At 39.8% G+C, this 25,336-nt stretch carries 22 protein-coding genes and 2 tRNA genes; 21 read left to right on the forward strand and 3 right to left on the reverse strand.

All coding sequences use genetic code 11. The annotated features are described in order from the left end of the window. The first annotated feature begins 53 nt into the window (after window positions 1-53). The 11 genes from KTV93_RS08645 (at window position 54) to KTV93_RS08695 (ending at window position 13,442) form a co-directional block, all read left to right on the forward strand. Window positions 54-124 (forward strand) — tRNA-Trp (locus KTV93_RS08645). A gap of 14 nt (window positions 125-138) precedes the next feature. After that, the gene (secE, locus tag KTV93_RS08650) at window positions 139-342 is read left to right on the forward strand and encodes a preprotein translocase subunit SecE (protein ID WP_218248549.1); all 204 of its coding nucleotides are present in this window, start codon (window positions 139-141) and stop codon (window positions 340-342) included. A 14-nt stretch (window positions 343-356) separates the two neighbouring features. Beyond that, window positions 357-899 carry a transcription termination/antitermination protein NusG gene (gene nusG / locus KTV93_RS08655; protein WP_218248550.1) on the forward strand — a complete coding sequence of 181 codons (543 nt, stop codon included), beginning with the start codon at window positions 357-359 and terminating at the stop codon, window positions 897-899. Between the two features lie 179 nt (window positions 900-1,078). Next, on the forward strand, window positions 1,079-1,783 hold the full coding sequence (locus KTV93_RS08660) for a LuxR C-terminal-related transcriptional regulator (RefSeq protein WP_218248551.1): 705 nt from the start codon (window positions 1,079-1,081) through the stop codon (window positions 1,781-1,783). A gap of 390 nt (window positions 1,784-2,173) precedes the next feature. After that, complete coding sequence (gene rplK, locus KTV93_RS08665) at window positions 2,174-2,617, forward strand: 50S ribosomal protein L11 (RefSeq protein ID WP_218248552.1); 444 nt, start codon at window positions 2,174-2,176, stop codon at window positions 2,615-2,617. Between the two features lie 11 nt (window positions 2,618-2,628). Beyond that, the gene (rplA, locus tag KTV93_RS08670; protein ID WP_218248553.1) at window positions 2,629-3,321 is read left to right on the forward strand and encodes a 50S ribosomal protein L1; all 693 of its coding nucleotides are present in this window, start codon (window positions 2,629-2,631) and stop codon (window positions 3,319-3,321) included. 13 nt (window positions 3,322-3,334) lie between these two features. Beyond that, window positions 3,335-3,949 carry a 50S ribosomal protein L10 gene (gene rplJ, locus KTV93_RS08675; RefSeq protein WP_218248554.1) on the forward strand — a complete coding sequence of 205 codons (615 nt, stop codon included), beginning with the start codon at window positions 3,335-3,337 and terminating at the stop codon, window positions 3,947-3,949. Between the two features lie 53 nt (window positions 3,950-4,002). Next, window positions 4,003-4,371 carry a 50S ribosomal protein L7/L12 gene (gene rplL / locus KTV93_RS08680; protein ID WP_218248555.1) on the forward strand — a complete coding sequence of 123 codons (369 nt, stop codon included), beginning with the start codon at window positions 4,003-4,005 and terminating at the stop codon, window positions 4,369-4,371. 472 nt (window positions 4,372-4,843) lie between these two features. Beyond that, window positions 4,844-8,671 (forward strand): DNA-directed RNA polymerase subunit beta, encoded by a 3,828-nt coding sequence (gene rpoB / locus KTV93_RS08685; protein WP_218248556.1) that lies wholly within the window; start codon window positions 4,844-4,846, stop codon window positions 8,669-8,671. A 97-nt stretch (window positions 8,672-8,768) separates the two neighbouring features. Further along, window positions 8,769-13,034 (forward strand): DNA-directed RNA polymerase subunit beta', encoded by a 4,266-nt coding sequence (gene rpoC / locus KTV93_RS08690; RefSeq protein ID WP_218248557.1) that lies wholly within the window; start codon window positions 8,769-8,771, stop codon window positions 13,032-13,034. A 96-nt stretch (window positions 13,035-13,130) separates the two neighbouring features. After that, a complete protein-coding gene (locus tag KTV93_RS08695) occupies window positions 13,131-13,442 on the forward strand; it encodes a DUF3467 domain-containing protein (protein WP_218248558.1) in 312 nt (103 codons plus the stop codon). 392 nt (window positions 13,443-13,834) lie between these two features. Here KTV93_RS08695 and ribB read toward each other — a convergent pair whose 3' ends face one another. After that, window positions 13,835-14,956: a 3,4-dihydroxy-2-butanone-4-phosphate synthase gene (ribB, locus tag KTV93_RS08700; RefSeq protein ID WP_218248559.1), complete on the reverse strand. Its 1,122-nt coding sequence runs from the start codon at window positions 14,954-14,956 to the stop codon at window positions 13,835-13,837. Between the two features lie 215 nt (window positions 14,957-15,171). Further along, window positions 15,172-16,188, reverse strand: coding sequence for an LLM class flavin-dependent oxidoreductase (locus KTV93_RS08705; RefSeq protein ID WP_218248560.1), 1,017 nt, complete (start codon window positions 16,186-16,188; stop codon window positions 15,172-15,174). Window positions 16,189-16,332: 144 nt separating this feature from the next. Between KTV93_RS08705 and KTV93_RS08710 the strand changes: the two genes are divergently transcribed. The 10 genes from KTV93_RS08710 (at window position 16,333) to KTV93_RS08755 (ending at window position 24,587) form a co-directional block, all read left to right on the forward strand. After that, a complete protein-coding gene (locus tag KTV93_RS08710) occupies window positions 16,333-17,706 on the forward strand; it encodes a DUF4403 family protein (protein WP_218248561.1) in 1,374 nt (457 codons plus the stop codon). Between the two features lie 61 nt (window positions 17,707-17,767). Further along, window positions 17,768-17,838: transfer RNA gene (locus tag KTV93_RS08715), tRNA-Cys, on the forward strand. Between the two features lie 135 nt (window positions 17,839-17,973). Beyond that, complete coding sequence (locus KTV93_RS08720) at window positions 17,974-18,531, forward strand: YMGG-like glycine zipper-containing protein (RefSeq protein WP_218248562.1); 558 nt, start codon at window positions 17,974-17,976, stop codon at window positions 18,529-18,531. A 53-nt stretch (window positions 18,532-18,584) separates the two neighbouring features. Next, entirely contained in the window at window positions 18,585-20,219 is a 1,635-nt protein-coding gene (locus tag KTV93_RS08725) for an LIC_10190 family membrane protein (RefSeq protein ID WP_230259138.1), read from the forward strand. 61 nt (window positions 20,220-20,280) lie between these two features. Beyond that, window positions 20,281-21,342, forward strand: a complete 1,062-nt coding sequence (aroC, locus tag KTV93_RS08730) for a chorismate synthase (protein ID WP_218248564.1) — start codon at window positions 20,281-20,283, stop codon at window positions 21,340-21,342. 37 nt (window positions 21,343-21,379) lie between these two features. Continuing rightward, on the forward strand, window positions 21,380-21,940 hold the full coding sequence (locus tag KTV93_RS08735; protein ID WP_218248565.1) for a thioredoxin family protein: 561 nt from the start codon (window positions 21,380-21,382) through the stop codon (window positions 21,938-21,940). A gap of 1 nt (window position 21,941) precedes the next feature. After that, window positions 21,942-22,493, forward strand: coding sequence for a TlpA family protein disulfide reductase (locus KTV93_RS08740; RefSeq protein ID WP_218248566.1), 552 nt, complete (start codon window positions 21,942-21,944; stop codon window positions 22,491-22,493). Window positions 22,494-22,565: 72 nt separating this feature from the next. Continuing rightward, on the forward strand, window positions 22,566-22,904 hold the full coding sequence (locus tag KTV93_RS08745) for a YkvA family protein (protein ID WP_218248567.1): 339 nt from the start codon (window positions 22,566-22,568) through the stop codon (window positions 22,902-22,904). Window positions 22,905-23,107: 203 nt separating this feature from the next. Next, window positions 23,108-24,025: a tRNA (adenosine(37)-N6)-dimethylallyltransferase MiaA gene (miaA, locus tag KTV93_RS08750; RefSeq protein WP_230259139.1), complete on the forward strand. Its 918-nt coding sequence runs from the start codon at window positions 23,108-23,110 to the stop codon at window positions 24,023-24,025. 1 nt (window position 24,026) lies between these two features. Then, window positions 24,027-24,587 (forward strand): thioredoxin family protein, encoded by a 561-nt coding sequence (locus tag KTV93_RS08755; protein WP_218248569.1) that lies wholly within the window; start codon window positions 24,027-24,029, stop codon window positions 24,585-24,587. Window positions 24,588-24,655: 68 nt separating this feature from the next. Here KTV93_RS08755 and KTV93_RS08760 read toward each other — a convergent pair whose 3' ends face one another. Continuing rightward, on the reverse strand, window positions 24,656-25,291 hold the full coding sequence (locus KTV93_RS08760) for an MBL fold metallo-hydrolase (RefSeq protein ID WP_218248570.1): 636 nt from the start codon (window positions 25,289-25,291) through the stop codon (window positions 24,656-24,658). Window positions 25,292-25,336: the final 45 nt, after the last annotated feature.

Below are 25,336 nucleotides of genomic sequence, written 5' to 3' on the forward strand. Positions count from 1 at the left end.
TTCTAAATAAATATTAAAGTTCCGTAGGGAAACTTACGGGACTTTTTTAATCTACGGGCATCGTCCAATGGTAGGATACCGGTCTCCAAAACCGTTGATCAGGGTTCGAATCCTTGTGCCCGTGCAAAACAAATAATAATGAGCTTAGTTGATTTCCTAAAAGGTTCGTATACCGAATTTAAAGATAAAGTAGAATGGCCGAAGTGGCCAGATCTGCAATCATCTACGATTGTGGTTACCATTGCCACTGTTATTTTGGCGCTGTTTACATTTGGTATAGATTCATTGTTCAGTAAATCTATTGCCAATGTAATTTCTATTTTTATCAACCTGTTCAATTAAAATTATTTTCCAAAATGAGTGACTTGAAGTGGTATGTTCTGAAATCCATCAGTGGACAGGAAAATAAGGTGAAAACCTATATTGAGAACGAAATGAAGCATCTTGGTTTCGAATCATATGTTACTCAGGTTGTTATTCCTATGGAAAAAGTTATTACCATGAGAAATGGTAAAAAAGTTCCAAAAGAAAAGCCTTATTATCCAGGTTATTTAATGGTAGAAGCCAATCTGGTAGGTGAAATTCCACACATTATTAAAAATATCCCGGGAGTAATTTCCTTCCTGAGTTTAACCAAAGGAGGCGATCCGGTACCGATGCGTAAAGTTGAAGTCAACAGAATGCTTGGTAGAATGGATGAATTGTCAGAATTTGCTGTAGAAGCCAGTATCCCGTTCGTTGTTGGTGAAAATGTAAAAGTAATCGATGGTCCTTTCAACGGATTCAATGGTACAGTAGAGAAAATCTACGAAGACAAAAAGAAAATTGAAGTTTCAGTAATGATTTTCGGAAGAAAAACACCAATGGAACTAAGCTATATGCAGATCGAGAAAGTTTAAACTGCATTATAAAATTCACAATCACGAAAACCACTTTTATAGTGGTTTTCTTTTTTTTAATAACTTCCCCAAACATTTTTTATCGTTCCAGAAGAGTTGTGCATTGTTATTCACCCCAATCTGCGACTTGCATAAGGATTTAGTTTTTCCTATTTTGCCTGGAATTTAAAAATGAACCCATGCCGGAAGCAAAATGGTCTAAGCTCGTTCAGTCACAAAGTAGCTACGCTAGAAACGATGATTCACAGGAACTCGCTGAATTAATTACCAACTATTTTTTTTTATTCGACTGTTTCGAGAATAAAATCATCTTTACAAATACTTCTTTTGAAGTAGTTACAGGATACACCAGCACAGATTTTACACTGGAATTCCTCCTTTCGATTATTCACCCGGAAGATTTGGAATATTTCTACCAAAGTGAGGAAAATGGTCTACACTTTACCAATAAGCTGCTCTTCAACGATCATTACAAATTTATTCTTTCCTACTCGTACAGAATTAGGATTGCTGATGGCTCATACATCTGGATTAATCAACAGTGTCAGGGTATTGAAGTCAACACACAGGGACATCTGACCAAAACTCTGGTAAAGCACAAAGTTATTAATGATCTTGTGTCTCAGCCCGAAAATGATTACAAAATCTATGATAAGATTAAAAATATTTTTGTAGACGCAGATAACTGTTTCCGTCTTACCAAACGCGAGTTGGAAATCATAGACCTTATAAGAGAAGGCCTTTCCAGTGATCAAATTGCGGAGCAACTTTTCTTAAGCAGAAATACCATTATTACCCACCGGCGGAATATCCTTAATAAAGCCAACTCATCCAGTTTTTTCGAACTTTTCAAGAAAATGCGGTTTGAAACGCTGTTGGGATAGGAGGTAGTTTTTTTTAAATAAAAAAACAGGAGTGAATTTCACCCCTGTAATTTTTTCATCATTTGTTTTTTTCATCTCCTCCTTTCGGTTGAAGTTTTCTTCTGTCATTTGTGGAGCACAAAACTACGCTTATGTGCCGGCAGAACAAATACCTATTAAGCAGTATTTTTTTTCTAAGTTATATGGATTTTCATTTTGGGATTCAGGTTGTCGGGAAATATTTAGGAATCATTCTAATAGCACTTAAAAAACAATGACTTAGGTGTTGCAGGATTAAAAATAATTCTTAATTTTGCAGTCCGAAATGTAGAGTTGTATGGTGAGACTACAGCTTTGCAGATTTATAAATGCTTCCACATTCATAAATTTCTTAATTTTTAAAAAACAAAAATGGCTAAAAAAGTCTTTAAAATGGTTAAGCTTCAGGTGAAGGGTGGCGCTGCTAACCCGTCTCCACCAGTAGGTCCAGCTTTGGGTTCTGCAGGTGTGAACATCATGGAGTTTTGTAAACAATTTAACGGAAGAACGCAAGATAAGCCGGGGCAAGTTTTACCTGTAGTAATTACAGTATACGAAGACAAATCTTTTGAATTCGTAATTAAAACTCCACCCGTGGCAATCCAGTTGATGGAAGCTTCTAAAGTGAAGAAAGGTTCAGGTGAGCCTAACAGAGCTAAAGTAGGAAGTGTATCTTGGGATCAGGTTAAAAAAATCGCCGAAGATAAAATGACAGACCTTAACTGTTTTACAGTTGATTCTGCATTAACAATGATCGCGGGAACTGCAAGATCTATGGGATTGAGAGTAACAGGAACTAAACCAACTAACGCTTAATACTAATAGAAATGGCAAAATTAACTAAAAAGCAAAAGGAAGCTTTAAGCAAAATAGAAAAAAACAAAATTTACAGCCTTGACGAAGCTTCTGCTTTGGTGAAAGATGTAAACTTTGCAAAATTTGACGCTTCTGTAGATATCGCAGTTAGATTGGGTGTAGATCCAAGAAAAGCTAACCAAATGGTAAGAGGTGTAGTATCTCTTCCACACGGTACCGGTAAAGATGTAAAAGTTTTGGCGCTTGTAACTCCAGACAAGGAGGCAGAAGCTAAAGAAGCTGGTGCAGATTACGTAGGTCTTGACGAATACTTACAGAAAATAAAAGATGGTTGGACAGATGTTGACGTTATCGTTACCATGCCAGCTGTAATGGGTAAATTAGGTCCATTGGGTAGAGTTTTAGGTCCAAGAGGATTAATGCCAAACCCAAAATCAGGAACTGTAACCATGGAAATTGGTAAAGCAGTAGCTGAAGTGAAAGCTGGTAAAATCGATTTCAAAGTTGATAAATACGGTATTATTCACGCAGGAATTGGTAAAGTATCTTTCGATGCTGCTAAAATCCGTGAGAATGCTGCCGAACTTATTCACACTTTGGTAAAATTGAAACCAACTGCCGCTAAAGGTACTTATGTGAAAAGCATCTACATGTCTTCTACAATGAGTCCGGGTATTGCAATTGATACTAAATCTGTAAACTAAAATCTGTAAGACAATGACAAAAGAAGATAAAGTATTAGTAATACAAGAATTAAAAGATCTGTTACAGGACGCGAAAGTGGTTTATGTAGCAAGTCTTGAAGGAATGAATGCTGCTGCAACTTCAGATTTCAGAAGACAGGCATTTAAACAAAATATCAGCCTTAAAGTTGTTAAGAATACACTTTTGCAAAAAGCAATGGAGCAAATCGAAGGAGTAGATTACTCTGAGATGTTCCAGACTTTCAAAGGAAATTCTGCATTAATGATCTCTGATACAGCAAATGCTCCGGCAAAGCTGATCCAGAGTTTCAGAAAAAAAGCTGAAATACCTGCATTAAAATCTGCTTTCGTGCAGGAAACTTTCTACGTAGGTGATGAGAATTTAGGAGCGCTTGTAAACATCAAGTCTAGAGAAGAAATGATCGGAGAAATCATCGGATTACTTCAGTCACCAATCCAGAGAGTTGTTTCTGCACTTCAAAACAAGGCCGAATCTACAGACGCGCCAGCTGAAGAAGCTGCACCGGCTGCTGAAGAAGCGAAAACAGAGGAAACTCCAGCTGCAGAAGCTGCTCCAGAAACACCTGAAGCAAGCGCTGAAGCTACAGACGCACCTAGTGCAGAGTAATTAGACTCAAAAAAAATCAAAATAAATCGTTCAACAAATTAAAACATTACAAAATGTCAGATTTAAAAAATTTAGCTGAAACGCTAGTAAACTTAACCGTAAAAGACGTAAATGAATTAGCTGCTATCCTTAAGGATGAGTACGGAATCGAGCCAGCTGCTGCTGCTGTAGTTATGGCTGCAGGTGGTGGTGCTGAAGCTGCTGAAGAAAAAACAGAATTCGATGTAATTCTTAAAGCTGCTGGTGCTTCTAAATTAGCTGTTGTTAAATTAGTAAAAGATTTAACAGGTGCAGGTCTTAAAGAAGCTAAAGATATGGTAGACAGCGCTCCTGCTCCAATCAAGCAAGGTATTTCTAAAGACGAAGCTGAAGCTTTGAAAAAACAATTAGAAGAAGCTGGTGCTGAAGTAGAATTGAAATAATTCTTTTACACCCAAATACTGAAACCTCACTTTTAGTGAGGTTTTTTTATTTCGTAAATTTTTAAACTATATAGATTTTCAATGCGTTTTAACAAAACTTTATAACACATCGAACTTTTCGCGTCACTGTAAATTTGTGTAAGTTCTTTATTTTGAGTACATTTGCACTCCTTTTGGCGCTAACCATTGTTTGTAAATCACTAAAATATTGAAAATCAACTCTTTCTGTTTTCTGAAAGAGAATTTCTTGTTTTTACAGATTTCCTTCATCTTTAGCACCCGAAAGTCCAAAAAGTATTTTGCACTACTCCGTGAAAAGATATACCGGCGTTGCAGTTAGAATAAGCCCCGTTTTTATAAGAGCCAAGTCTATTTGTTAGCGCCTATCTTCTTGATTCTCTTATTCTTTAAAGGCTTTATCTGATATTTTTTAAACAAAATATTTTTTAACCCCTCATTCTTTAAAATTTTTATGAGTAAATCTAAAGCAGTCGCTAAAACTCAGGGAAACGAAAGAATCAATTTCTCCGCAGCAAAAGGAAAAATTGAAACTCCTGACTTTTTGGACATTCAGATCCAATCTTTCAAAGATTTTTTCCAGTTGGATACCCTTCCGGAACAGAGAGTAAACGAAGCTCTTTACAAAACCTTTGAAGAAAATTTCCCAATTACCGATTCCCGAAACCAGTTTGTACTGGAGTTTTTGGATTATCTGGTTGATTCGCCGCGTTACTCGATCGACGAGTGTGTGGAAAGAGGACTGACCTATTCAGTTCCCCTTAAAGCCCGACTGAAACTGTACTGTACTGACCCTGAACATGAAGATTTTCAGACCGTTGTACAGGATGTGTATTTAGGTCCGGTTCCTTATATGACGCCTTCAGGATCATTTATCATTAATGGTGCAGAACGTGTTATCGTAACCCAGTTACACCGTTCTCCGGGTGTGTTTTTCGGTCAGACTTACCACGCCAACGGAACAAAACTGTATTATTCCCGTATCATCCCTTTCAAAGGATCTTGGATGGAATTTACAACCGACATCAATAACGTAATGTACGCTTACATTGACCGTAAGAAAAAATTACCGTTAACGACTTTATTAAGAGCAATCGGGTTCGAATCCGATAAAGATATCCTTCAGATTTTCGACCTTGCAGAAGAAGTGAAAGTTTCTAAAGCAGCTTTGAAAAAAGTAGAAGGAAGAACTTTGGCAGCGAGAGTTTTGAACACATGGTTCGAAGATTTCGTTGACGAAGACACTGGTGAAGTAGTTTCTATCGAAAGAAACGAAATCATCCTGGACAGAGAAACTATCCTTGAAAAAGAACATTTAGATCTAATTCTTGATGCCGGCGTGAAATCGATTTTGATTCACAAAGAAAATTCCAACGAATTCTCTATCATCCAGAATACTTTACAGAAAGATCCAACCAACTCCGAAAAAGAAGCGGTTGAATATATCTACCGTCAGTTACGTAACGCAGATCCGCCAGATGAGGAAACTGCAAGAGGAATTATCGAAAAATTATTCTTCTCCGAGCAGCGTTATTCATTAGGAGAAGTCGGACGTTACAGACTGAACAAGAAATTAGGATTAAATATTCCTGAAAAAACCGAAGTTTTAACAAAAGAAGATATCATTTCGATCGTAAGACATTTGATCGAGTTGGTAAACTCTAAAGCAGAAGTTGATGATATTGATCACTTATCAAACAGAAGAATCAAGACTGTTGGTGAGCAGCTATCAGGACAGTTTGGGGTAGGTCTTTCCAGAATTGCAAGAACAATCCGTGAGAGAATGAACGTTAGAGATAACGAAATCTTTACTCCGATCGATCTTGTTAACGCGAAGACTTTAACATCAGTTATTAACTCATTCTTTGGTACCAATCAGCTTTCTCAGTTCATGGACCAAACCAACCCGCTGTCAGAAATCACGCACAAGCGTCGTCTTTCTGCCCTGGGACCTGGTGGTTTATCGAGAGAAAGAGCAGGTTTCGAGGTTCGTGACGTTCACCATACACACTACGGTAGAATTTGTCCGATCGAAACTCCTGAGGGACCAAACATTGGTTTGATTTCTTCTTTGGGAATCTATGCCAAAATCAACAACTTAGGTTTCATTGAAACGCCATACAGAAAAGTAAATAACGGAAAAGTTGACCTTAAAACTCCTGCAGTTTTCTTGAATGCAGAAGACGAGGAAGATAAAGTTATTGCTCAGGCAAACGTTGAAATGAACGAAGACGGAACAATCTCTACAGACCGTGTAATTGCACGTCTGGATGGTGATTATCCTGTAGTTGAGCCGCAGCAGGTTGATTTGATCGATGTTGCACCAAACCAGATTTCCGGTATTTCCGCGTCATTAATTCCATTCCTGGAGCATGATGATGCGAACCGTGCGCTGATGGGATCCAACATGATGCGTCAGGCAGTTCCTTTGTTGAAACCACAGGCTCCAATCGTTGGTACAGGTTTAGAGCAGCAGGTTGCTAAAGATTCAAGAATCTTGATCAATGCTGAAGGAAACGGTACTGTAGAATATGTGGATGCTGACAAAATCACCATTAAATACGAAAGAAGCGAAGACGATGATTTAGTATCATTCGAATCTGCGACTAAAACTTATAAACTGACCAAGTTCAGAAAAACCAACCAGAGTACAACCATCACTTTGAGACCAAACGTAAGAGTAGGCGACAAAGTTCAGAAAGGTCAGGTACTTTGCGACGGTTATGCAACTGAAAACGGAGAGCTTGCATTAGGTAGAAACCTTGTGGTAGCCTTCATGCCTTGGAAAGGATATAACTTTGAGGATGCGATCGTAATTAATGAAAAAGTTGTTCGTGAAGACTGGTTTACTTCAATCCACGTTGATGAATATTCACTGGAAGTTCGTGATACCAAATTAGGTATGGAAGAGCTGACTGCAGATATTCCTAACGTTTCTGAGGAAGCTACAAAAGATCTTGACGAAAACGGTATGATCCGTATCGGTGCTGATGTGAAGCCTGGAGATATCATGATTGGTAAAATCACTCCAAAAGGTGAATCTGATCCAACTCCGGAAGAGAAATTACTTAGAGCGATCTTCGGTGATAAAGCCGGTGATGTAAAAGATGCTTCATTAAAAGCAGATTCTTCGTTAAGAGGTGTTGTGATCAACAAAAAACTCTTCTCAAGAAACATCAAAGACAAAAAGAAAAGAACCGAAGAGAAACTGAAACTTGAGGAAATCGAAAACACGTACAAAGCGAAATTCGATCAGTTAAGAAACACGCTTCTTGAAAAATTAGGAACTCTTGTTAACGGTAAAACTTCCCAAGGTGTAAACAATGACCTTGACGAAGAAATCATCGGAAAAGGAGTGAAGTTTACAACAAAATTGCTTCAGAGTGTTGAAGATTACGTAAACGTAAGCGGTGCTGACTGGACTGTTGATGCTGACAAGAACGACTTGATTAAGCAGTTGATCCACAACTACAAAATCAAGTTCAACGATATTCAGGGTGTTAAAAACCGCGAGAAATTCGCAATCTCAATCGGAGACGAACTTCCTGCAGGAATCATCAAGCTTGCTAAAGTTTATGTTGCTAAAAAACGTAAACTGAACGTAGGTGATAAAATGGCAGGTCGTCACGGTAACAAAGGTATTGTATCAAGAATCGTTCGCGAAGAAGATATGCCATTCCTTGAAGACGGTACACCTGTAGATATCGTGTTGAACCCGCTTGGGGTACCTTCTCGGATGAACATCGGGCAGATTTACGAAACAGTTCTTGGATGGGCTGGTCAGAAATTAGGAATGACATTCGCAACGCCGATCTTCGATGGTGCGAATATCGACCAGATTACTGAATACACCAAGCAGGCAGGCCTTCCGGAATTCGGTTCAACTTATCTGTATGATGGGGGAACTGGTGAGAGATTCTCTCAGCCGGCAACCGTTGGGGTAATTTACATGCTGAAACTGGGTCACATGGTTGATGACAAAATGCACGCACGTTCTATCGGACCGTATTCATTGATTACGCAGCAGCCACTTGGTGGTAAAGCGCAGTTCGGTGGACAGCGTTTCGGTGAGATGGAGGTTTGGGCACTTGAAGCATTCGGTGCATCCAATATCCTTAGAGAAATCCTTACCGTGAAGTCGGATGACGTTATTGGTAGAGCAAAAACTTATGAAGCGATTGCTAAAGGTGAAGCAATGCCTGAGCCAGGTATTCCTGAATCTTTCAACGTGTTACTTCATGAGTTACAAGGTCTTGGCCTTGATGTAAGACTTGAAGAATAATTTTAAATTTTAAATTATCAATTTTAAATTGATTCCAACTTCGGAACGGTTTAGTAATTAATCTAAAATCTAAAATTTCAAATCTAAAATTTCAAAAATGTCAAATAAAAATAAAACAAGTAATTTCAGTAAAATTACGATCGGTCTTGCTTCTCCCGAATCTATCCTTCAGGATTCAAGAGGTGAAGTTTTAAAACCGGAAACAATTAACTATAGAACCCACAAACCGGAAAGAGACGGTCTGTTCTGCGAGAAAATCTTCGGTCCTGTGAAGGATTACGAATGTGCTTGTGGTAAATACAAAAGAATCCGATACAAAGGAATCGTTTGTGACCGTTGTGGGGTGGAGGTTACCGAGAAAAAAGTACGTAGAGAAAGAATCGGCCACATCGGTCTGGTTGTTCCTGTAGCTCATATCTGGTATTTCCGTTCTTTACCGAACAAAATCGGTTACCTTTTAGGCTTGCCATCCAAAAAACTGGATATGATTATCTATTACGAAAGATATGTCGTAATCCAGCCGGGTATTGCTAAAAAAGCTGACGGATCTGACTTTGATGACAAAGAATTTTTAACAGAAGAAGAATATCTTGATGTCCTCGAGACGCTTCCTGCTGAAAACCAGTATCTTGATGATATGGATCCGAATAAATTTGTTGCCAAAATGGGAGCAGAAGCGGTTGAAGAATTATTGAGAAGAATCGATTTGGATACTTTATCTTTCGATTTACGTCACAAAGCACACAACGAATCTTCAAAACAGAGAAGAACTGAAGCATTAAAAAGATTGAATGTTGTTGAAGCCATCCGTGGTGCCAACACCAGAATGATCAACCGTCCGGAATGGATGATTATGCGTGTTCTTCCTGTAATTCCACCAGAATTGAGACCATTGGTTCCATTGGATGGCGGACGTTTCGCAACTTCTGATTTAAATGACCTTTACCGTCGTGTAATCATCAGAAACAACCGTTTGAAGAGACTTTTAGAGATCAAAGCTCCGGAAGTAATCTTAAGAAACGAGAAGCGTATGCTTCAGGAATCTGTAGATTCATTATTCGATAATACAAGAAAATCTTCAGCTGTAAAATCTGAATCAAACAGACCGTTGAAATCACTTTCAGATTCATTGAAAGGTAAACAGGGTCGTTTCCGTCAGAACTTACTTGGGAAAAGGGTAGATTACTCGGCGCGTTCGGTAATTGTTGTAGGTCCAAACCTGCAGCTTCACGAATGTGGTATTCCGAAAGATATGGCTGCAGAACTTTACAAACCGTTCATCATCAGAAAACTGATCGAGAGAGGTATTGTAAAAACCGTAAAATCTGCCAAGAGAATCATCGACAGAAAAGAACCTGTTGTTTATGATATCCTTGAGGGCGTAATGAAAGGCCACCCGGTTCTTCTGAACAGGGCACCTACGCTTCACAGACTTGGAATCCAGGCGTTCCAGCCGAAAATGATCGAAGGAAAAGCGATTCAGCTTCACCCATTGGTTACTACGGCATTTAACGCGGATTTCGATGGTGACCAGATGGCGGTACACTTACCGTTGGGACCGGAAGCAATTCTTGAAGCTCAGTTATTGATGTTAGGATCTCAAAATATCCTTAACCCTGCGAACGGATCACCAATTACGGTACCTTCACAGGATATGGTTTTGGGTCTTTATTTCATGACCAAACAGTTAGATTCTACAGACACAATGAAAGTGAAAGGGGAAGGTCTTGCCTTCTACTCACCGGAAGAAGTAGAGATTGCTTACGCCGAAGGACAGGTTTCTTTAAATGCTAAAGTAAGATGTAGATTACCGATAAAAGAAGATGGTATAATTACAACCAAACTTTTCGAAACTACTGTAGGAAGAATTTTATTCAACCAGATTGTACCGAAAGAATCAGGGTTTATCAATGAACTTTTAACCAAGAAATCATTGAGAAATGTAATTGGTAGAGTATTGGCAGATACCGATTTCCCTACAACTGTGAAGTTCCTTGATGATATGAAAGACTTAGGTTATTCAAACGCATTTAAAGGAGGTTTATCATTTAGTTTGGGAGATATCGTAATCCCGGCGGAGAAGAAAACCATGATCGCGCAGGCGGTGGAAAATGTTGACGAAATTAAGGCCAACTATAACATGGGTCTTATCACCGATACAGAAAGATATAACCAGGTTATTGACGTTTGGACCAACACCAATGCAGGATTAACCGAGATGATTATGAGCAGAATGAAAACCGACCAGGGTGGGTTCAATTCAGTTTATATGATGCTTGATTCCGGTGCAAGGGGTTCCAAAGAGCAGATCCGTCAGCTTTCAGGAATGAGAGGTTTGATGGCAAAACCACAAAAAGCTGGTTCTACTGGTGCGGAAATTATCGAGAACCCGATTGTAGCAAACTTTAAAGAAGGTCTTTCGATCCTTGAGTACTTTATCTCTACTCACGGTGCACGTAAAGGTCTTGCGGATACCGCACTTAAAACTGCCGATGCTGGTTACTTAACCAGAAGATTGGTAGATGTTGCGCAGGACGTTATCATCACTGAAAACGACTGTGGAACTTTAAGAGGTACCGAAATTACTCCGTTAAAGAAAAACGATGAGATTGTAGAAAAACTTTCCGAAAGAATTTTGGGTAGAGTTTCTCTTCACAACGTTTATGATCCGGATACAGATGAAGTAATCGCTAACGCAGACGAACTGATCAACGAGGCACTAGCCAAGAAAATCGAAGCTGCAGGAATTGAAGCAGTAGAAGTTCGTTCACCACTTACTTGTGAAACCAAAAAAGGAATCTGTGCGAAATGTTACGGACGTAACCTTGCGACAGGTAAACCGATTCACATGGGTGAAGCAGTTGGAGTTATCGCAGCACAGTCTATTGGTGAGCCGGGAACCCAGTTAACACTGAGAACCTTCCACCAGGGTGGTACTGCAGGAAACATTTCAGAAAATCCATCGATTGTTGCAAGACGCGACGGTATCGTGGAAATGGATGAAGTAAGAACTGTAACTTCAGAAAACGATGAAGGTAAAAAAGCAGAAATCTTGGTTTCACGTTCTACTGAATTCCGTTTGGTTGCAGACAATGCAGCACGTACACCATTGATGATTGCCAACGTACCTTACGGTTCCGAGTTATTGGTTAAACCAGGTGATAAAGTGAAAAAAGGCGATGTTATTGCGAAATGGGATCCATATAACGCGGTAATTATTGCAGAATCTGCCGGTAAGGTAGAGTACGAAGACATCATCCAGGGTATTTCATTCCAGCTGGAAATCGATGAGCAGACTGGTTTCGAAGAGAAAGTAATCTCTGAATCTAGAAACAAGAAAGCCGTACCTACTTTGAAAGTAGTAGATTCCAAAGGTGTTGAGCAGAAAGCATATAACCTACCGGTTGGTGCTCACTTGATGGTGAACGATGGTGAGAAAATTAAGGCTGGTAAAGTCTTAATCAAGATCCCAAGAAAATCAGCAAAATCAGGGGATATCACGGGTGGTCTTCCAAGAGTTACCGAACTTTTCGAAGCGCGTAACCCTTCAAACCCAGCGGTAGTTACAGAAATCGACGGTGTAGTTTCTTACGGAAAAATCAAGCGTGGTAACCGCGAATTGATCGTAGAAGCAAAGACCGGAGAAATCTCTAAATATTTAGTGAAACTTTCGAACCAGATTCTTGTTCAGGAAAATGACTTCGTTGTAGCAGGTGCGCCGCTTTCCGACGGATCTATCACTCCGGATGATATCCTGAAAATCAAAGGCCCAACAGCCGTTCAGGAATATCTGGTAAACGAAATTCAGGAAGTTTACCGTCTTCAGGGGGTAAAAATTGATGATAAACACTTCGAAATCATCGTAAGACAGATGATGACGAAAGTATCGATCGTAGATGGTGGCGACACCCAGTTCCTGGAAGGTGCGCTGGAACATAAATTCGATTTCCTCGAAGAAAACAACAGAGTATTCGGACTGAAAGTAGTTACTGAAGCTGGCGATTCCAAAGTATTCAAACCAGGTCAGATGATTACTGCAAGAGAACTGAGAGACGAAAATTCTAAACTGAAGCGTGAAGATTTAGCTTTGGTAGAAGTTCGCGAAGCCCTTCCTGCAACCGCAACACCGGTATTACAGGGGATTACAAGAGCAGCACTTCAAACCAAGTCCTTCATGTCGGCAGCATCGTTCCAGGAAACTACAAAAGTTCTTAACGAAGCAGCAGTTTCCGGAAAAGTTGATTATCTTACCGGTCTGAAAGAAAATGTAATTGTAGGACACAGAATTCCTGCAGGTACAGGTCTGAAAGACTACCAAAGTGTAATCGTTGGCTCTAAGAAAGAATTCGAAGACATCAATTAAGTGATGATAGGTTTTAGATTATGAATTTTAAATTGAATTCATAGTCTGAAATCCTTTTAAAATCTAAAATTTATAATTTAAAATATTAAAAAAAACATGGACAACAACCAAAACCAAAACAACGATCCAAACAACATCAACATCAACCTGAACGAAATGATCGCAGCAGGAGTTTACTGTAACCTTGCGTTGGTAAACCACTCACCTTCAGAATTCGTAGTAGATTTCATCCAGTTGATGCCGGGTGTTCAGCAGGCTAATGTACGTTCAAGAGTAATCCTGGCCCCGCTTCACGCAAAAAGAGTACTTACTGCATTGCAGCAAAACGTAGCAAACTACGAGCAGCAGTTCGGCGAAATCAAAGAAGTTGAGCCTTTCGTATTAGGACAGAACAACGTTCAGGCATAAGACTAAACGTTTTATCAATAAAAATCCCGGTTCAGTAATGAGCCGGGATTTTTTTTGTAGCCTGGAACCTGCTCTCCGCTGTATCTTTCTTAGTGGCTTCAAGGGCCTCAGCCACCAAAAAAGGATGCCACTGCGATCAGGGCTATGGGTTTGGGATCCTTAATATAACTTTGTCAAAGTTTATTCGGCTAAAGCCAATTTCTAAGCTTTCACGTCGAAGGCGGGCTAAAGCCCGCCCCTATTGATTTTTATTTTCTTTGCAACCAAAAATTTAACAGACGAATGTTTAAACCTTGACAATGTTTACCATAACAAATCCCGGTTCGCAAGAACCGGGATTTGTTATTATTTATTAAGCTTCAGGCAGAAGCCAAAAGCCATCAGCAGAAAATTTAAAGCTGAACCATTTCCATTACTTCCACATCATAGCCGCCAACAAGAGGTTTCTGGTTAACGTTCTGCGTAATCACACGGAATTTGGTGATGCCAAGATTTTTCAGAATCTGCGTTCCAATCCCATAATCATGGAAGTTCGACGCCAAAGTCGGGCGCTGCTCCTGCCCATCCTGGAAATCGATAAACTGCTGAAGTTTTCTCAACGTATTCTCCGCAGTCGAAACATTATTGATGAAAATTAATGCGCCTTTGCCCTCGTCGTTGATCATTTTCGTTACTTTTTCAAGCAGCGGTTTTTCACCGGCAGTCAGTCTGCTGAGGACATCAAAATAAGCATTTGACGCCTGCACTCTCACCAAAACCGGTTCGTCAACCACCCATGTTCCTTTCGTCAAAGCAAAATGAATCTGGTCGGTGCTCGTTTCTTTAAAAGCGAAGAAATCGTAATCCCCGTAATGGGTTTTCACTTTTCTCTCCTCAATTCTTTCAATCAGGTCGCCTTTTTTCAGCTGATAATGAATCAAATCTTCTATGGAAATGATTTTCAGGTCGTGTTTTTTTGCCAGTTCCACCAGTTCCGGCAGCCGCGACATCGAGCCGTCTTCGTTCATGATTTCGCAGATTACGCCGCCTTCTTTCAGGCCTGCAAGCTTCGTTAAATCAATTGCTGCTTCGGTATGGCCGGCTCTTTTCAGAACACCGCCTTTTTTGGCTCTCAGTGGGAAAATATGTCCCGGACGCATGAAGTCGGCAGGTTTGGTTTTCTCGTCCATCAGCGCGAGAATCGTCTTGCTTCGGTCGCTGGCTGAAATTCCTGTAGAAACTCCGTCGCCTAACAGATCCACAGAAACCGTAAATGCAGTTTCTTTCGGGTCGCTGCTGCGGGTGACCATAATATCGAGGCCCAATTCGTCGCAACGTTTTTCCGGCAGTGGCGTACAGATAAGGCCTCTGCCGTGAATCGTCATAAAATTGATGATTTCCGGTGTGGTTAACTCCGCTGCAGAAAGAAAATCGCCTTCATTTTCACGGTTTTCATCATCCACTACGATAATGATTTTACCGTTTTTCAGGTCTTCAATCGCTTCCGGAATGGTGTTAAGTTTTATATCAGACATTTTACTTTTTTAGATGGTGCAAAGATACTTAGAATTAAGAAATTCGACAATGATTATTTGGGCACCTTTTCCGCCCTGCGTTCCCTCCCGAAATTCGGGACCCACTAAGGGCGGTGTGCGGATTAAGTTCCTAAAAATAACGCTCGCAGATCATTCGGATTTCACAGATTAATTCCTTTGTTATTTCTCCCTTATCTTAAATCTGATATATCTGCTCAATCCGCGAGATATTTTAAGATCAATCCGTCTACAGCATTTTTAATGATTTCATAGGATTTCAGCCTTGATTCCTGCTCATAAATATGCGAGGTAATCATCAGTTCATCCACCTGAAAAGCATTCTGGAAATGCTGTAGCTGATTTGTCACTGTTTCCTGGCTGCCGATAAAACTGTAATGCAGCATCCTCATCACGTGTGCTTTTTCCATAGGATTCCACACATCGTTGATGTCATCTACGGGCGGCGAATAGGGTTTTCTGTCGTTTCTGATGATATTCAGAAAGGCCTGATAAAGCGTTGTCGCCAGTTTTTTGGCTTCCTCATCAGTTTCCGCCGAGATTCCGTTCGCGCACGCAATGACGTAAGGTTCCGGGAATTTCTCACTCGGGTTATAATTTTCTCTGTAAATGTTGATGGCATTAACCATCATATCAGGAGCAAAATGTCCGGCAAAAGCATACGGTAAGCCCATATCGGCAGCCAACCAGGCGCTGTCAGTACTCGAACCTAAAACATAAATCGGGATGTCGCACCCTTCGCCGGGAATCGCGCGCACCAGACTCTTTGCATTTTCTACAGAAAAATACTGTTGTAATTCCTGTATCTGTCTCGGGAATTGCTCGTTGATGATCATGGGATTTCTTCCCAGTGCCTTTGCGGTTAAACCGTCGGTTCCCGGAGCTCTTCCAACGCCCAGATCAATACGCCCGGGGAAAAGACTTTCCAAGGTCCCAAATTGCTCTGCAATAACCAGCGAGCTGTGATTCGGAAGCATGATTCCGCCTGAACCAACACGGATTTTTTCAGTTCCGTTGGCAATAAATCCTATTAAAACTGAAGTTGCAGAACTGGCGATGCTCGCCATATTGTGGTGTTCGGCGAGCCAGAATCTTTTATAACCTAATTTCTCGGTGAATCTTGCAAGTTCCAGGCTGTCGTTAAATGTATCGTGAATGGTTTTGTTCTGTTTTACCGGAGCTAAATCCAGTACAGACAATTCAAATTTCTTCATGTAAATCTTTTTAAAGATGACCTCAAAAATACGGCCTTTAAATCTTTAAAAATAATTTCGCCGATACTTAAAACAAATAGCCGGTATTTTTTAAACCTATCTATAAAATTTTGTGGAAATTTGCGTTTAATTGAAAACTAAAAAGTGCAAAAATTTCTTACTGTTCTGCTGCTGATCGTAACTTTAAATTTGTTTTCTCAGCAAAATCCGGTCACGGTTCCTCTGGATTACAGCTTTCCTAGAATAAAATCTTCGATCACCATGCCGGTGAAAATTCCTCTTTCTGAAATCGGGAATGTCATCAATGCTTCGGTACAGAATTTAATTTTTGAAGATAATTCGTACACCGACAATAATAATGACCAATTCAAGGTAAAAGTGTGGAAAACCCGGCCTATACGACTGGTTGGAGGCACCAAACAGAATCTACTCATTGAGGTTCCGCTGAAAATATGGGCTGAAAAAGGAATCGGTACCCTTGGAATTTATTCGTACCAGAATACCACTTTTGAAACGGTGATGTATTTCAACACCCAGCTCACCTTTAATAATAACTGGACGATGACGACAAAAACAACGCCTATGGGTTTTAAATGGGTGACCAAACCGGTGCTTGATTTTGGGAAAATTAAAGTTCCCATTACTTCCTTTGTGGAAGAAAGTTTAAAAAAACAGCAGGCTGATTTCTGCAGGACCATAGATGAAATGATGATTACTCAGCTTAATTTCCAGAAATATGTAGTGATGGCGTGGAATCAGTTTTCCCAGCCTTTCAATATTTCGGAAGATTACAATACGTGGCTGAAGATCACACCGGTAACTGTAAATATTTCACCATTGGTGTTTTACGGAAACCAGATTGAAGCCAACATCGGGATCGATACTTTTTCCGAAACTTTTACAGGGAAAAAACCTCCGTCAACTGTGCCGGTGAAAACCATAGCTAATTTTAATTCAGTTCAGAGTTTACCACAGAAATTTTTACTCCAGACTACGGTTAATATTTCCTTTACCGAAGCGACAAAAATCGCGGAGAATATATTTTTGGGTAAAGAATTCGACTTTCGCGAAGGCAAGTCAAAAATTAAGATTACTTCCGTAAATGTTTACGGAGAGGAAGATAGAGTAATGATTGAAGCGGCAACTGAAGGAACGGTAGAAGGTGTTTCATACATTTCGGGAATTCCGGTTTATGATGACGTAAAAAGGAAAATTGTGCTGACAGACACGAAGTTCAAACTGAAAACTAAAAATATTCTTCAGAAGACAGCAACGCTTTTGTTTCAGGGAAAAATCGTGAAGATGATTGAAGAGGAATACGGTATTCCTACCGCCGAACTGGAGGATTCGTCAAAGAAAAGTATTGAAGAAACCTTTAATAAAGAATACTACAAGGGCCTGAAAATGCAGGGCAAAGTTTTTAAATTGAAGCCCTCGCAAATTCTGCTTAGTCCGGTTGGTATTACAGCGATTATCGATACCGAAGCCCAGTTAAAACTGTTGGTTCAGGGAATGTAAATTATTTTTTGGAATAGGGCTGGCAAATTTTAAAATATTTTCTATATTTGCAAACCCAAATGGTTCTTTGGCCGAGTGGTTAGGCAGTGGTCTGCAACACCATCTACAGCGGTTCGAATCCGCTAGGAACCTCATAAAGCAAGTTACTGATAGAAAGTAACTTGCTTTTATTTTTTAAGGAACTTTATAATATTTAACGTTTTGTTAACACTCAATTGGTTTCGTTTTTGGCATATACCGCACAATAGTAATCTAAAATCCAAAATTATGAAAAATATAGTAACAGCAGGTTTTATGTCCGTAGTATTGATGACAGCCTGTACAAAAGATAACACTGTTGCGGAGAAATCTCTGGAACAGCAGAAAATGGAATTCCAGGCAAGACAATTGGATATTGAAAAACAAAAATTAGCTATTGAAAAAGAAAAGATGGCTTATGAAACACAGAAGAAAATCGACAGTTTAGAGGAGGATAAAAAATCCAAAGCTCAGGCTGCAGCGGCCAGACCTCAAGTAATCAGAGAAACCAAAACAGTTTATGTTAACAATACGCCAAGAAGTTCGTCAGGATCATCCAGTTCTTCCGGTTCAAACTCTGGAACTTACGCCGGAACTTCGCAGGGAACTACTCAGAAGCAGGGGATGAGTAAAGCTGCTAAAGGTACAATCATCGGTACTGTAGGTGGTGCAGCAGCGGGTGCCATCATCAACAAGAAAAACCGTGGAGCCGGTGCCGTAATTGGTGGTATTATCGGTGGTGCAACTGGTTATACAATTGGTAGAGCCGGAGACAGAAAAGACGGCAGAGTACAACCAAGAAATTAATATTCAACATACATATCCAGAAAAGATTGCTTATTTTTAAGCAATCTTTTTTTATGCTGTACCTCTTCTTCATGCTAATCATTCTTCTGCCTGTTCTTACAGGCTTTGGGGAGATTTTTCAAAGAACTTTCGGAAATCTCTCAAACGGTATAGCATCTAAACTGCTTACAGGACTTCTTTCAGTCTCTTTTATATTTACTGTAATCTCTTTTTTTGCCCCGCTCAGTGTCGCGGTGGAATTGTCAACAGTAGCAGTAGGTTTAATTGCTTTTTTCCATTACCGGTCTTACGTTAAATTTTGGGATTTCTTTTCGGATAAGGGTTTGTCATTCAGTGTAATTGCGTTGATCACCATTTTCTTTGCAGCTGGTTACCCTTTTATTCTTGATCATTTCGGTTATTTTGTTCCTACTGTAAAATGGGTTGCTGAATTAGGTCTCGTTCGCGGAATATCGAATCTGGATTTGCTTCTGGGTCAGATGTCGGTTTGGCACATTCTGCAGGCGGGATTTTCGCATTTTTCAGATCCATTCCTGCGGATCAATCTTTTCATGATGATCACTTATCTGATCTATGTTTATGAGAAAAAAACCTGGACTCATCTTATATTTTTTCCTGTTCTGTATTTCTTTATCCAGTCGCCAAGTCCCGATCTTCCGGCCATTGTGCTTTCGTTGATCATTCTTAACGAAGTTTTGCTGAAAAATAAAAATTACGGACTGTTATTCACTTTTTCGGTGCTGGTTTTTGCCATTAAACCTACCATGTTGTGGTTACCCTTGTTTGTGGGTCTTCACATTATCTTTATTTTAAAATCTGGGGTTAAAGCATTATTGCCGGGAATTGTCCTGCTTCTTTTATTCTTATTTAAAAGTATCTGGGTATTTGGTTATCCCGTTTTTCCGGTACAGGTCATTGATCTTGATTGGTCTTGGAAACCAAATGTGGAGTTGCTGCGGAATTCTTCCGAAATGGCGATTCAGAAAACATATGACATGCAGTTTACAACTGCTGAGATTGCAAAATTTTCATCACTTGATTACCTAAAAAACTGGCTGTTTCTTGATGGGATTAAAGGCAAAATTCATCTTTTTTTTATAATTAGTTTATTGTTTTTTTTAGTTTTCGCAGTCCGGCAGAAATCAAAAGTAATTTGGCTGCTGTTCACGGCAATTATGTTTAAAACTTTTCTGGTTCTCATGTTTTCCGCGCAATACAGGTTTTTCCTCGATGTATTTTTCGTGATATTTTATATCATTTTTTATGAAACATTTACACAGAAACGGTGTATTGCTATGTTCGGAGTCCTCTCTCTTGCTGTCGCCCTGCTGCTGTCATTTCCAGTTTTAATGACTAAAGTATTTCCAGGTTTTAAACTGGGGAATTTTATGACAGGTTTCAGTAAAAATCAATGGTATAAACCTTCTTATTTTGAACTGAATAAATTTAAATCTTATCAGGTCGGAAATCTTAAGTTTAATGTAGTACAGGATTATCCATTCAGTTTTGATACCCCGCTCCCCGCAATTTCGCCGCAGTTTATTCAGGAAGATCTTGATGCCGGAATCTTTCCTCAGCTTAAAGGCAAGACTTTAAAAGAAGGCTTTATCTGGCGCAAAATTTCAGAAGAAGAAAAAATTCAGATTCAGGAAATATTAGATGATTGGGCTGCTGAAAATCATGACTGAAATCATTGGCATTGCATTTTTAGGCTTCGTTTACCTCACAACTTTTGATTAACTTTGTCATATGTTCGATTTAGGAAATTTTCTCACACTTTCCACCTTTGGCGAAAGTCACGGCGTTGCGTATGGTGGCATCATCAATAATTTTCCGGCAGGTCTGCAGGTAGATTTAGATGAGGTTCAGCATCAACTCGACCGCAGGAAACCTGGGCAATCTGCTATTGTCACCCAAAGAAAAGAAAGTGATACGGTAAAATTCCTTTCCGGTATTTTCGAAGGAAAAACCACCGGAACTCCAATCGGCTTTACCATCGAAAACGAAAATCAGAAATCAAAGGATTACGATCATATTTCGGGCGCGTACCGGCCAAGCCATGCAGATTTCACTTATGACCAAAAATTTGGAAACCGTGATCATCGCGGTGGCGGAAAATCTTCAGCGCGCGAAACCGTAAACTGGGTTGTCGCCGGAAGTTTAGCGAAACAGCTCCTCCCGAAAGAAGTTGAGATTCAGGCATACGTTTCCTCTGTGGGCGAAATTTTCTGTGAAAAACCTTATCAGGATCTTGATTTCTCTCAGATTGATTCCAATGATGTTCGCTGTCCTGATGCAGAAACTGCAGAAAAGATGATTTCAAAAATCAAAGAAATCAAGAAAGAAGGAAATACCATTGGGGGGACAATTACCTGTGTCATCAGAAATCTGCCGGTCGGAATCGGAGAACCTGTTTTCGGCAAACTTCAGGCGGAATTGGCGAAAGCCATGCTCAACATCAATGCCTGTAAAGGTTTTGAATATGGCAGCGGATTCTGCGGGGCAAAAATGACGGGCAAAGATCACAACGACCTTTTCAACGAAGATTTTTCTACCAAAACCAACCTTTCCGGTGGCATTCAGGGTGGAATTAGTAATGGAATGGATGTGTATTTCAGAGTAGCTTTCAAGCCCGTAGCCACGATTCTGCGGCCTCAGGAAAGTGTAGACAAAGACGGAAATGCAATTACGGTTGAGGGAAAAGGAAGGCATGATCCCTGCGTCTTGCCAAGAGCGGTGCCAATTGTAGAAAATCTGGCAGCATTCGTTATCGCCGACTTGTTTTTGATTAATAAAATACGAAGAATTTAAGTTCAATAATAAATTTATAAAATTTCAATTTTAAAATATGGAAAAGTATTGGGAAAATGCAGTGAGTTTCGACGCGTATATGGCAGTAGCCAAAGACAGAGTTGAAAATCCCGTAGATGGAGATGATAAAAATGAATATTATGAATTGGGTTTGCAGAGGATGGACCGCACACTCAAAACTTTTAAAGTAAATCCTGATACGCTTGAAAAGCTGAAGGCTAAGAATTTCGCAGGAAAAATACTGATCATTTCGGAACCGTGGTGCGGCGATGCTAGTGCAACCGTTCCTGCAGTTTCTAAATTTTTTGAGGCGGCAGGTAGCGAAGTCAAGATTTTCCTGAGAGACAGTGATACTTCATTAATCGACCAGTATTTAACTGACGGAACCCAGTCGATTCCAAAAGTTTTGATTCTTAACGAAGATTTAACAGTGAAGGATGTGTGGGGACCAAGACCCGAATTCGGAACGCAGCTGCTGAAAAAATTCAAGGCAGATGAAGTCGCTTATCCACGTGAAGAATTTTATAACGATTTGCAGGTCTATTATGCTAAAAACCGCGGCGCAGACGCGATTGAAGAAATTATAAACTTAATTTAATATGACTTTTTTTAAGAAGAATGCATTATATTTAATTGCCGTTGCCTTTGTGGCGGTGATTTTTCTGTTCCCTTCTTTGCAGACGAAACTCAGAGAGCTTTTTCTGCCGGTTGCGGCCATTGAAAGCGCCGTGACTCTTCAGGATTCTGATTACGATGTACAGCTGAAAGGAATCAATGTACCAAGTACCAATCTCAAAAACCTGAAAGGAAACAAACTTGTTTTTCTTAATTTCTGGGGTACCTGGTGTGCGCCTTGCCGTGAGGAGTGGCCTACAATTCAGGATCTTTATGAAGCCAGAAAAGATAAAATCGATTTCGTACTGATCGCGATGCAGGATAAGGAAGAGGATGTTATTAAATTCATGAAAGAAAAAGGCTATACTGCACCGGTTTATATCGCGCAGAGCCCGGTTTCCAAGAATATCTTACCCAAAGCCTTCCCGACGACTTTTCTGCTCGATAAAAACGGGAGAATTCTTTTGAAAGAAGATGCCTCAAAGGATTGGAACAGTAAATCTGTCAATGATTTCATCGATAATGTAACCCAATAACTTTAACTAAAATTAGTATTTATTGGTATAAAATTTGTGAAATTTACCGCGTTTTAAAATCGAAACACAATAATGAAACTATCAAAAATTGCACTAGCTAAAGAAGCTTTCAAACACAAAGGATTTATTCAGAAAATCCCTGTAATCGCAAGAATGATTAAATCGATCATGGGAAAAGGCGGTTACAAACCCGAATTCAAAAACGTAATACTTCCAGGATTGGTTTTACTGTATTTAATTTCTCCGCTTGATATTATTCCGGATTGGCTCCCGGTTATCGGAGTTTTCGACGATTTGGCCCTTTTGGCCTTCGCAATTCCGATGTTGATTGCTGAAGCTGAAAAGTTCGTAGCATGGGAAGCTTCTCAAAAATTGGATAATAAAGTAGTAGAAGCTGAAATCATTAAATAAAAGATTTACAGTCATAAGATTACCGTTCAAAGATTTTGAACGTTTTTTTTATGAGCTTCAATCTTATAATTTTCGGGCGGCGGCTTCGCCGCCGCCCGAAAATTATAAGGATTTCCACTCCAATCGCGGCTATAAAATCAGTCTGTTTTTCTCCGGAGATATCACGTTGGGATTTATTCAGAAAAATTCAGGAAATTAGCGCCGTGAAAAAACTCATTTCCATTATCGGAACTACCGGAATCGGCAAAACAAAACTCGCCATCGAACTCGCAAAACATTTCGGGACCGAAATTATTTCCTGCGATTCGCGCCAGTTCTTCAGAGAGATGAAAATTGGAACTGCAACTCCTTCAGCCGCAGAATTAGCCGAAGTTCCCCATCATTTTATTGCAAATCTGTCCGTGGAAGATTATTATTCCATCGGACAGTTTGAAAAAGATGCAGTTCAGAAAATCGAAGAATTATTCCTCAGCCATGATATCGTAGTTTTGGTCGGCGGAAGTATGATGTATGAAAAAGCGGTTATCGAAGGACTTAACGACCTTCCCGAGGCTAATGAAGAAAATCAGAAGAAATTGGAAAAATTATTCCGCGAAGAGGGCATAGAAGCACTTCAGGAAATTCTGGAAAACCTGGATCCGGAATATTTTAATACCGTAGATCAAGATAATCCGAGAAGACTGTTCAGAGCGATCGACATCATCTGGCAGACCGGTAAAACCTATACTGAGAACATTGCTGTGCAGATAAAAAAAAGGGATTTCGAAGTCATCAGAATTGGGATTGAAGCACCGCGTGAAATCATCTATAACAGAATAAACCTACGGGTGGATAAAATGCTGGAAGAAGGTTTGGTTGATGAGGTAAAGTCGCTGCTTCCCTTCAGAAACCTTATTTCACTCCGTACTGTGGGGTATTCCGAACTTTTCAGGTTTTTTGATAAAGAATGGAGTATAGAATTTGCCATCGAAGAAATCAAAAAAAACTCCCGAAGATTTGCAAAAAGACAGTTGACCTGGTACCGCAAAGAAAACGATATCAATTGGGTTAACTATGAAAACTCAGTGCAGGAATCCTTATCTTTGCTCAGTAAATTAAACATCGAACCAAAAAACAGTTAAAATGGCAAATACTCCTTCAAATATGCTAGAGCTTGGAACGAAAGCTCCTTTTTTCGAACTTCCGAATCCATCGCACAGCAACGAAATTCAGTCGCTTGAAGAACTGAAAGGTGAAAAAGGAACTTTGGTAATCTTCATGTGCAACCATTGCCCGTTCGTTCTGCACATTATCGATAAACTGGCGGAACTTTATGAGGATTACAGTGATAAAGGAATCGAATTTATCGCCATCAACGCTAATGATGTGGAAAAATATCCTGCCGACTCACCGGAAAAAATGGTGGAATTTCAGGTAGAAAGAAAATTCGAGTTCCCTTACCTCTTTGACGAAAGCCAGGCAATTGCAAAAGCTTATGACGCCGCATGTACCCCTGATTTTTATTTCTTTGATGAAAAACTGGATTTAATTTACCGCGGCCAGATGGATGATTCCAGACCGGGAAACCAGAAGGAAATTACCGGCGAAGATTTGATTATCGCCTTCGAAAACCTTCTTGCCGGGGAGCCTCAGGAAGAATTCCAAAGACCGAGTATGGGCTGTAATATTAAGTGGAAAGCTTAGTAAGCAAGGTATAAAATAAAAGAGCCAAGTGTTAATAGACCTGGCTCTTTTTAATTTTATGTTATTACTTAGAAAAAAGGATTGTGATTCTTCTCGAATCCAACCGTCGTAGGGTTTCCGTGGCCATTGTACACTTTGGTTTCCTCATCAAGAACGAAAAGTTTCGTTTTGATACTTTCAATCAACTGTTCATGATTTCCTTTGTATAAATCGGTTCTTCCGATACTGCCTTCAAATAAAACATCGCCGGAAATAATAAACTTCTGCGTTTCGTTATGAAAAGCGATATGTCCCGGCGAGTGTCCCGGAACGTGCAGAATTCGCAACTCATCATTATCCAGTTTCAAAATTTCATTTTCGCTGATAAATTCAGTCTCACCTTCAAATGGCTTGAAGAAAAACCCGAAACGGTTTGCATCCATAGGATTTCTCTCGAGCATTTCTTTTTCCAGTTCATGAAGAATAACCGGAACTTTATATAGATCATAGGCTTTCTGTAAACCCAGAACATGGTCGATGTGTGCGTGGGTAAGAAGAATATTCCGGACTTTTAAATCCTGATCATGAATAAATTTCTCAAGCATTGCGGTTTCCGAATCGCTGAAATTTCCCGGATCGATGATGAACGCGTTTTTAGTGTCATTAAAAACGATATATGTATTTTCCGAAAACGGATTAAAAGCGAATGATTTTATCTGTAACATTTGAATTTAATTTAGCCTCAAAAATACGGTTTTGCATAGAACCTC

Origin of the sequence: Kaistella faecalis, assembly GCF_019195395.1 — a bacterium.
GTDB classification, from domain to species: domain Bacteria; phylum Bacteroidota; class Bacteroidia; order Flavobacteriales; family Weeksellaceae; genus Kaistella; species Kaistella faecalis.